The sequence below is a fragment of the Streptomyces hainanensis genome (assembly GCF_004348415.1).
Lineage (GTDB): Bacteria > Actinomycetota > Actinomycetes > Streptomycetales > Streptomycetaceae > Streptomyces > Streptomyces hainanensis.
Genome location: NZ_SMKI01000379.1, coordinates 1 through 7,874, shown reverse-complemented (window position 1 = coordinate 7,874; position 7,874 = coordinate 1). Strand labels below are relative to the sequence as shown.

Genomic DNA, 7,874 nt, shown 5'->3' with positions numbered 1-7,874 from the left:
GTTGATCGCCCGGACAGGGCCTAGTCGTTCAGTCGGGAGAAGCGCCGCATGGCCAGTGGGGCGCAGAGAGCGAGGAGGAGCAGGGGCCAGGCGACGGCCAGCGGGACGGGGTGGGTGGCGGCCCAGCTGTCCCCGGTCCAGCCGGGGTTGCCAAAGAGGTCGCGCACGGCGCCGGCGGTGGCGGACATCGGGTTCCACTCGGCGACGGCACCGATCCAGCCGGGCATGGTGTCCGGTGAGGTGAAGGCGTTGGAGAGGAAGCCGATCGGCCACACGAGGATCTGCACGGCCTGCACCATCTCGGGCCGGCCGGCGACCAGGCCCAGGTAGATGCCGACCCAGAGCATGGCGAAGCGGAGCAGGAGGAGCAGGCCCACGGCGGCCAGTGCCTCGGCCGGGGTGCCGTGCCAGCGCCAGCCGATGGCGAGGCCGGCGCCGATCATCACCAGCAGGCTGGCGGCCGACTCGATCATGTCGAGCAGGCTGCGGCCGACCAACACGGAGGAGGGAGCGATCGGCATCGAGCGGAAACGGTCGAGGATGCCGCGGTTGATGTCCTGGGTGAGGGCGACCATGGTCGATTCCAGGCCGAAGGCCATGGTGAGCGCCAGCATTCCGGGCACGAGGTAGTCCGCGTAGTCGCCGCCCTCGACGGCCATGCCACCGCCGAGGAAGTAGGCGAACATCACCAGCATCATCACCGGGAAGACCAATCCGGTGGCGAGGGCGCCGGGTTGGCGGGCCCAGTGGGCCAGTCCGCGGCGGGTCATGGTGGCGGAGTCGACGAGGGCCCGGCGCAGCCGGCCCGTCGGGGGTGCGAGGGGAGTGGCCGTCGCGGTCATGCGGAGGCCTCCGAGTGGTCGTGGGTCCCACCGGTCGAGGAGTCGCCGGGCGTGCCGGCGGCGGCGGGGTGGTCGGGGTCGTCCGGGGTGTTGCCGGTCAGGTGGAGGAAGACCTCGTCGAGGGTCGGCCGGCGTAGGGCGATGTCCTCGGCGTCGATGGCGGCGGCGCCCAGGGCGCGCACGGTCTCGGCCAGGGCGGCCATCCGGTTGGTGACGGGCGCGCTGACCAGCCGGCGGTCCGGGTCGGTGTGGGTCTCGGCGGCCCCGGCGGCCATGCCGACCACCGAGGCGGCCTCGGACAGCCGCGCAGGGTTCCGCACCACCACGTCGATGTGGTCGGCACCGATCCGCGCCTTGAGTTCGTCGGCGGTGCCTTCGGCGATCCGGCGGCCGCGGTCGATCACCGAGATGCGGTCGGCGAGTTGATCGGCCTCCTCCAGGTACTGGGTGGTGAGCAGCACGGTGGTGCCGCCACCGGTGAGGGTGCGGACGGCGTTCCACACCTCGGTGCGGCCGCGCGGGTCGAGGCCGGTGGTCGGCTCGTCGAGGAAGAGGACCTCGGGCCGGGTGATCAGGCTGGCGGCCAGGTCCAGCCGGCGGCGCATGCCGCCGCTGTACTGGCGGACGGCCCGGCTGCCGGTGTCGGCGAGGCCGAAGCGCTCCAGCAGTTCGGTGGCGCGGCCGGCCGCGCCACGGCCGCCGAGGTGGTAGAGCCTGCCGAAGAGTTCGAGGTTCTGCCGGCCGCTCAGCTCCTCGTCGAGCGCGGCGTGCTGGCCGAGCAGTCCGATCCGGTAGCGGACCTCGTCCGGCTGGCGGGTCACGTCGTGGCCGGCCACCACGGCGCGGCCGCCGGTGGGCCGTAGCAGGGTGGTGAGGATGCGGACGGCGGTGGTCTTGCCGGCGCCGTTGGGGCCGAGCACGCCGTGCACGGTGCCGCGTTCGACGGCGAGGTCGAGCCCGGCCAGCGCCGTGTTGGTCTCCTTGGTGCGGTGGTAGACCTTGGTCAGGTCCTCGGTCAGGATCGCGTGATCGGGCACGCGTGCCTCCCGGTGGGTGAGGGTGGGCCGAGATGTGGGTGGAGATGAGCACAGGTAGTCAAATTTGATGAGTGAGCGGCCGAGGGTAACCCCACCGGCGCCGGGTAGTCAAACTTGATTAGCGGCACGGTGAGAGACTGCGGCCCAGGACACTGATCAGCACAGAACGCAAGGGGAAGGCGGCAACGGATGTCGGTCATTCGGCTGCTGGTGCTCGGCGCGGTGCGCCAGCACGGCCGGACGCACGGCTACCAGGTGCGCAACGACCTGGAGTTCTGGGGCGCGCACGAGTGGTCGAACGCCAAGCCCGGGTCGATCTACCACGCGCTCAAGCAGATGGCCCGGCAGGGCCTGCTGGTCGCACACGAGACGGCCCCCAGCCCGGCCGGCGGCCCGCCGCGCACCGAGTACGAGCTGACCGACGCCGGCGAGGACGCCTATCTGGAGATGCTGCGGGAATCGCTGCGCGCCCACGACCAGCGCATCGACCTGCTCACCGCCGGAGTGGGCTTCATCGTCGACCTCCCCCGCGAGGAGGCGATCGAGCTGCTGAGCGAACGGGTGACGGCCCTGGAGGGCTGGCGCGAGGAGGTCGAGCAGCACTGGGCGCCGCCCGGGAACACCCCCGCGGAGTGGGGGCACATCGGAGAGGTCATGCGGCTGTGGGTGCACAACTCGCGCAGCCAGGCCGAATGGACCCGCGGCCTCATCGACCGGTTGAAGGGCGGCGCGTACGTGATGGCGGACGAGGGCGAGCGCAGCGTCGACGTGCTGCCGCCGGACATGAAGAACCCCTTCGCGCAGGACGCGCTGGACAGGTAGGCGGCGCCGGGCGCGTAGGGATGGGGGTCGGGATCCGGTTCAGAGGATCCGGCGCATCTCCGCGAGGAGGTCCCGGGTGCCGTCCGGGCTGAGCGCGAACTCGGCGAGCCGGTCGAGCACCACCTGGTAGGCCGCGACCTCCTCACGCTTGTCCAGGTAGAGCGCACCGGTCAGCTGCTCCAGGTAGATCAGGTCCGACAGCTCCCGCTCGGCGAAGCGCAACAGCGTGAAGGCGCCCGACTCGGCCACGTGGCCACCCTGGGCGAAGGGCACGACCTGCAGGGTGACGTTCGGGTAGTCGGCGAACTCCAGCAGCGCGGTGAGCTGTTCGCCCATCACCTCGCGCCCGCCGTGGTGCCGACGCAGCGCCGACTCGTCGAGGACGCAGTGCAGGTGCGGCGCGTTCTCCGAGACCAGCAGCTTCTGCCGGGCCAGCCGCAGCGCGATCCGCCGGTCCACCTCGGACCGGGGCAGCCGCCCCTTGTGCCCGCCGACCACGACGGCGTGCGCGTACGCCTCGGTCTGCAACAGGCCGTGTACGAACTGGAGTTCGTAGGTGGAGATGCGTTCCGCCGCCGCTTCGAGGCCGATGTAGGTCTGGAACCAGCTCGGCAGCACGTCGTTGTAGCTGTGCCACCACCCCGCCTGGCCCGAGGAGCGGGCGAGGCCGAGCAGCGGCTCACGTTCGGCGTCGTCGGTGACTCCGTAGAGCGTGAGAAGATCGGCGACGTCGCGCGGCTTCACGCTGACGCGCCCCAGCTCCATCCGGCTGATCTTGGACTCGGAGGCCCGGATCGAGTAGCCCGCCTCCTCACGGGTGACCCCGCACGCCTCGCGGAGCCTGCGCAGCTGTGAGCCGAGCAGAATGCGACGGACCATCGAGCCATCGGCGGCCTCGGGCGGGTTGGCGACCCCGGCGGCCGCGCCGGTGCCCTCCGCGATCCGTTGAGAACTCATGAGACTCACTGCCCTCCACCTCCGACCGCAGAAGTCTGCCACGAATGCGTCTCATTCGGTGTGCGCATGATTACAGTCCATCAAATTTTTTCGTGCACGTGCATCTGCCCTTGCATTTGCCGTAAGCCTTGGGAAGCATGAGTCCTACGCGCTGGGAACCGGTGCGTCAGCTTGGCCCTGCCGCGCTCAACCGCGTCCGGCGGGGTTCGGAGGACCGGACTCGACGTCGGCCCCCGACGACAGCAGTGCCGCCGCCGCAACGCCAGGAGTGCCGCGCCATGGGGACCAGAGGAACGCCCATGCTGGACCAGTTAGGGCAACCCTTTCCGCCCGTAGACCTGCGCACGCTCTCCGGCACGGCCACCCTCGGTCTCACCCAGCGCCCCGAATCGGTGCGCCGGGCAAGGGAGTTCACCCGCAGCACGCTGATGGGCTGGCGAATACCCGAGCAGTTCGACTCGGTCGGCCTCGTCGTGTCCGAGCTCGTCACCAACGCGCTGCGACACGGCGCGGGGCCGCGTCCGACCGCCGGGACCGGCGGCGTCCCGTCCCAGTCGGCCGCCCAGCCGGCCGCGCCGGTGACGGTCTCCCGGCCCCTGGTCGAGCTGGAACTGATGCGGTGCGCGCGGCGGTTGATCTGCGCGGTCCAGGACCCGAGCGGCGCCCTGCCGCGGACGAGCCAGCCGGGCAGCATGGACGGCTCGGCGGAGTCGGGGCGCGGGCTGCACCTGGTGGAGTGTTTCAGCGACGGCTGGGGCTGGCGGATGCTGGCCGGCGGTCGCGGCAAGGTCGTCTGGGCCGTCTTCCAGACCGACTGAGAGAACCCGAACCCCGAGATCCGTGACCCGAGACCGGCGGCCGTTCGGCCGGCCGGTCAGGGTCGTTCGACGGACGGTCGAGTCAACCGATCACGGGATCAGGTGGTCGAACTCGCCGTCCTTGACGCCACGCAGCAGCGCCTCGACTTCGGCCGGCGTGTAGACCAGCGCCGGCCCTTCGGGAAAACGGGAGTTGCGAACGGCAACGTCCCCACTGGGCAACTTCGCGAACTCCGCGCAGGTCCCCTGGGAGTTGCTGTGGCTGCTCTTGAGCCACACCACGTCCCGGAGTTCGTGCGCGGCAATGCCGTTGTACGCGTCGGGCACTGGACTCTCCCGGGTCGTGCTCGTGATGCAACAAGAGCCTCACGCGTCAACATGAGACTCAACTGACCCAGATACTAACGTCGTTCAATTGCATATGCACGCGCGAATGCACGTGCACGACGGGCTGTCGCCACCCCGTCACAACTCATTGGTCCGTGCCATTCATGAGACGGTGCGGCGCCGCATCCGGTTCCATCACATCCGCCGGAAATCGGTACAGCGCAGGGGAAGCGAACGAGTACGGCGCGCGTGCCCCGTGAGGTGCGTCACGCCTCGCGCCCGCGCCCCGAACTCAAGGGGCTGCAACGGCGCACGACACACCTCACGGGAACCACACGGACACAGCCGACCGGCCGGCGGGACGCCGGCCGGTCGGCCGGTCGGCCGTCCGGTGTTCAGGACACCGGATCGAGCAGTTCGTCGAACGCCGAGGCGAGCTCCCGCCACGCCGCACGACCACCCGCGTACTCGGAGTCCGTCAGCAGACAGGACCGCAACCGCGCCCGCAGACCCTCCCGGTCCAGCCCGGGCGCCGTGAAGACCAGGTGCTGCACCCGGTCCCCGACCTCCTCGTCCCAGTCGATCGCGGCCGCCACCCGGCGGACCGCCGGCGCCATCTCCCAGGCGGCGTCCGGCACCGCGGCCAGCCAGGGGCCGACGTTGTCCACGCACAGCGCCCCGCCCGCCGCGTCCCAGGAGAGCAGCGTGTCGGGCCGGTCGGCCAGCCAGAAGCGGCCCCGGCTGCGCGGCGCGGCGCACGTCAGCTCCTCCAACGCCGTGTACAGCCGCTCCGGGTGGAACGGCCGACGGTGCCGCCACACCAGGGTGCTGACGCCCGCGTCCTCCGCCTCCTGCGGCAGCAGCGCGCTCGCCGGGTGCTGGCGGGCGGCCGCCGACTCCACGTCGAAGCCGGCCGACGCGTACCGCGGGAACTCCGGATCGGCGACCAGCACCCGCCGCGCCGTCGGGTGCAACTGCGTGAGCAGCGCCCGGTCCAGGTCGTCGGCCGGCTGGTCGCCGCCGACCAGCGCCAGCGTCGGCGCGTACTCCAACTGCCGCGCCCAGGTGTCCGCGACCGTCCGCTGGTCGGTCCGCGCGGTGGCGAGCCCGACCTCGGCCAGGTCGTCGCCGTTGGCCAGGTACGGCAGCACCAGCGCCGGGTCGACGGCGGTGAGCACGCCCGTGAGCAGCAGCCGGCCGGCCCCGTGGGTGGCGATGACCTCGACCATGGAGCGCGCCTCGACCGAGTCCCACAGCTCGACCACCGCGAGGCGGCACCGGTCGTCGTCCGCCAGCCGCAGCAGTTCGGGCACCAGGTCCTCGCGCAGCGCGCAGCAGGCGCAGTCGTTGACCAGCGGGGTCTCGCCGGTGCTCAGCGTGGCCCCGGCGTCCCGCACCAGGCGGGCCACCGTGCCGGTGGACGCCGATCCGGTCAGGTCGTGGTGCAGGGCGACGCTGCCCGGCACCCCCGTGAGCAGTCGCCGCACGGCGGTGCGGCGGGCGTCGGCGTGCAGTCCGCCGACGATGACGACCGGCAGCATCAGCTCTCCTCGCCCTCGTTCTCGCGGGTCTCGTCGTTCATACGGCCGTACCGGCGCTCGAAGCGCTCCACCCGGCCCTCGGTGTCGACCACGCGTCGACTGCCGGTGTAGAAGGGGTGGCTCGCCGAGGAGGTCTCCACCTCCACCACCGGATAGCTGCGGCCGTCGTCCCACTCGATGGTCTGGTCACTGTCCGCGGTCGAGCGGGTCAGGAACGCGTACCCGGCGGTCCGGTCACGGAAGACGACGGGCCGGTATTCGGGGTGTGTTCCGGACTTCATGGCTGGCCTCTCTTCCTTGCGTTCCTCACGTTCAGCACCGCACTCGCGGGCACCGGGCTGGCTACGGGTACCCGATCCGCGCCGGTGGATCCACGTGAGCGACCGCCAGTCTACCGAAACGGAAACCATTTTCATTAAGAAGAGGATCACACCGCCGGGCCCACCGCCGGCTCACGCGCTCGCACGACACGAGTCGGCCGCCCCACCGTCGGGCGGTGGGGCGGCCGGAGTGGCGCCGGGTGGGGGTTACTCGCCGGCCGGGCCGGTCAGCGAGACGCCGTTGCCCACCGGGGTGCCGAAGTTCGGGGTGCCGTCCGCGTTCCACGAGATGCGCTGGGCGCGGGTGGTGCGGGTGCCGCTACAGCCGTCGGAGGCCGAGGAGTTGGCGTGGTAGACGATCCACGTCTCGGCGCCGTTCGGCGAGGTGAAGAACCCGTTGTGGCCGGGCCCGTAGACGCCGGCCGCGTCGTTCCGCTGGAAGACCGGGTTCGCGAACTTCCGCCACGACGCGGCGTTCATCGGGTCGGAGCCGACCAACTCCAGCATCCCGAGCTTGTAGTCGGGCGTGTTGCAGTGCGAGGCCGAGTAGACGAGGAACGTCCTGCCGTTGCGCCGCAGGATCACCGGCCCCTCGTTGACGCCGGAACCCGACCGTTCCCAGGCGTAGTTCGGGGACGAGATGCGGACGCCGCGTCCGGACGCCGTCCACGGGTTGGACATCGGCGCGATGTACAGGTTCTGGGTTCCGCCCTCCCAGAACGAGTGCAGCAGGTAGAGCCGGCCGTCCGGCATGGTCAGGTAACTGCTGTCGATCATCCAGCGGTTGTCGCCGTACGGGTCGACCTGGCCCCGGTAGGTGTACGGGCCGAGCGGGTCGTCGCCGGCGCTCTCCAGCACGTGGACGTGCTGGTTGTCGATGTTCGCGGCGACGCCGGCGCTGTAGGTCAGGTACCAGCGGGTGCCGTTCGGGCCGTTGAGCCGGTGCAGCTCGGGGGCCCAGAAGTTGCAGCAGCGGCTGGCGTTGGTCTCCCGGTAGACGGTCACCGGGGGCGCGTTGCGCAGGCCGGCCAGGGTGGTGGCGCTGCGCATCTCCCAGTGGGAGGCCCAGGTGGTGCCGAGGTGGTAGTAGCGCCCCTGGTAGTAGGTGACCCAGGGGTCGGCGCCGTTCTGGCTGACGATCGGGTTGGTGAACGCGGCGGTCGGCCGCGGCCCGTCGTCGGCGGGGGCGACGGGGGCGTCGGCGGTGGCG

At 71.3% G+C, this 7,874-nt stretch carries 9 protein-coding genes; 2 read left to right on the top strand and 7 right to left on the bottom strand.

Translation table 11 applies throughout. From position 1 onward, the window contains the following. Positions 1 to 20: 20 nt before the first annotated feature. Both E1283_RS27540 and E1283_RS27535 read right to left on the bottom strand, forming a co-directional pair. Positions 21 to 842: an ABC transporter permease gene (locus tag E1283_RS27540; protein WP_132820869.1), complete on the bottom strand. Its 822-nt coding sequence runs from the start codon at positions 840 to 842 to the stop codon at positions 21 to 23. Further along, positions 839 to 1,879 carry an ATP-binding cassette domain-containing protein gene (locus tag E1283_RS27535; RefSeq protein ID WP_425086239.1) on the bottom strand — a complete coding sequence of 347 codons (1,041 nt, stop codon included), beginning with the start codon at positions 1,877 to 1,879 and terminating at the stop codon, positions 839 to 841. Before E1283_RS27535 ends, E1283_RS27540 begins: the two co-directional genes overlap by 4 nt. A gap of 189 nt (positions 1,880 to 2,068) precedes the next feature. Here E1283_RS27535 and E1283_RS27530 point away from each other — a divergent pair, with 189 nt between their 5' ends. Then, entirely contained in the window at positions 2,069 to 2,701 is a 633-nt protein-coding gene (locus E1283_RS27530) for a PadR family transcriptional regulator (RefSeq protein WP_132820868.1), read from the top strand. 39 nt (positions 2,702 to 2,740) lie between these two features. On the opposite strand, the gene E1283_RS27525 is transcribed toward E1283_RS27530, so the two are convergent. After that, complete coding sequence (locus E1283_RS27525; RefSeq protein ID WP_132820870.1) at positions 2,741 to 3,580, bottom strand: helix-turn-helix domain-containing protein; 840 nt, start codon at positions 3,578 to 3,580, stop codon at positions 2,741 to 2,743. 377 nt (positions 3,581 to 3,957) lie between these two features. Between E1283_RS27525 and E1283_RS27520 the strand changes: the two genes are divergently transcribed. Next, entirely contained in the window at positions 3,958 to 4,476 is a 519-nt protein-coding gene (locus E1283_RS27520; RefSeq protein ID WP_341829957.1) for an ATP-binding protein, read from the top strand. Between the two features lie 90 nt (positions 4,477 to 4,566). On the opposite strand, the gene E1283_RS27515 is transcribed toward E1283_RS27520, so the two are convergent. The 4 genes from E1283_RS27515 to E1283_RS27500 all read right to left on the bottom strand — a co-directional run. Then, positions 4,567 to 4,803 carry a DUF397 domain-containing protein gene (locus tag E1283_RS27515; RefSeq protein ID WP_132820866.1) on the bottom strand — a complete coding sequence of 79 codons (237 nt, stop codon included), beginning with the start codon at positions 4,801 to 4,803 and terminating at the stop codon, positions 4,567 to 4,569. Positions 4,804 to 5,198: 395 nt separating this feature from the next. Next, positions 5,199 to 6,344: a CobW family GTP-binding protein gene (locus E1283_RS27510; RefSeq protein WP_132820865.1), complete on the bottom strand. Its 1,146-nt coding sequence runs from the start codon at positions 6,342 to 6,344 to the stop codon at positions 5,199 to 5,201. Further along, positions 6,344 to 6,625 (bottom strand): type B 50S ribosomal protein L31, encoded by a 282-nt coding sequence (locus tag E1283_RS27505; RefSeq protein WP_132820864.1) that lies wholly within the window; start codon positions 6,623 to 6,625, stop codon positions 6,344 to 6,346. The genes E1283_RS27510 and E1283_RS27505 overlap by 1 nt, the downstream gene beginning before the upstream one ends. A 246-nt stretch (positions 6,626 to 6,871) precedes the next feature. After that, positions 6,872 to 7,874, bottom strand: a 1,003-nt coding sequence (locus tag E1283_RS27500; protein WP_132820863.1) for a glycoside hydrolase family 43 protein, incomplete at its 5' end; no start/stop codon positions are given.

Excerpts from the sequence above, each read along its gene's own strand:
- E1283_RS27540 (WP_132820869.1), bottom strand. The coding sequence starts at position 842 with ATGACCGCGACGGCCACTCCCCTCGCACCCCCGACGGGCCGGCTGCGC.
- E1283_RS27530 (WP_132820868.1), top strand. The coding sequence starts at position 2,069 with ATGTCGGTCATTCGGCTGCTGGTGCTCGGCGCGGTGCGCCAGCACGGC.
- E1283_RS27525 (WP_132820870.1), bottom strand. The coding sequence starts at position 3,580 with ATGGTCCGTCGCATTCTGCTCGGCTCACAGCTGCGCAGGCTCCGCGAG.
- E1283_RS27520 (WP_341829957.1), top strand. The coding sequence starts at position 3,958 with ATGCTGGACCAGTTAGGGCAACCCTTTCCGCCCGTAGACCTGCGCACG.
- E1283_RS27510 (WP_132820865.1), bottom strand. The coding sequence starts at position 6,344 with ATGCTGCCGGTCGTCATCGTCGGCGGACTGCACGCCGACGCCCGCCGC.
- E1283_RS27505 (WP_132820864.1), bottom strand. The coding sequence starts at position 6,625 with ATGAAGTCCGGAACACACCCCGAATACCGGCCCGTCGTCTTCCGTGAC.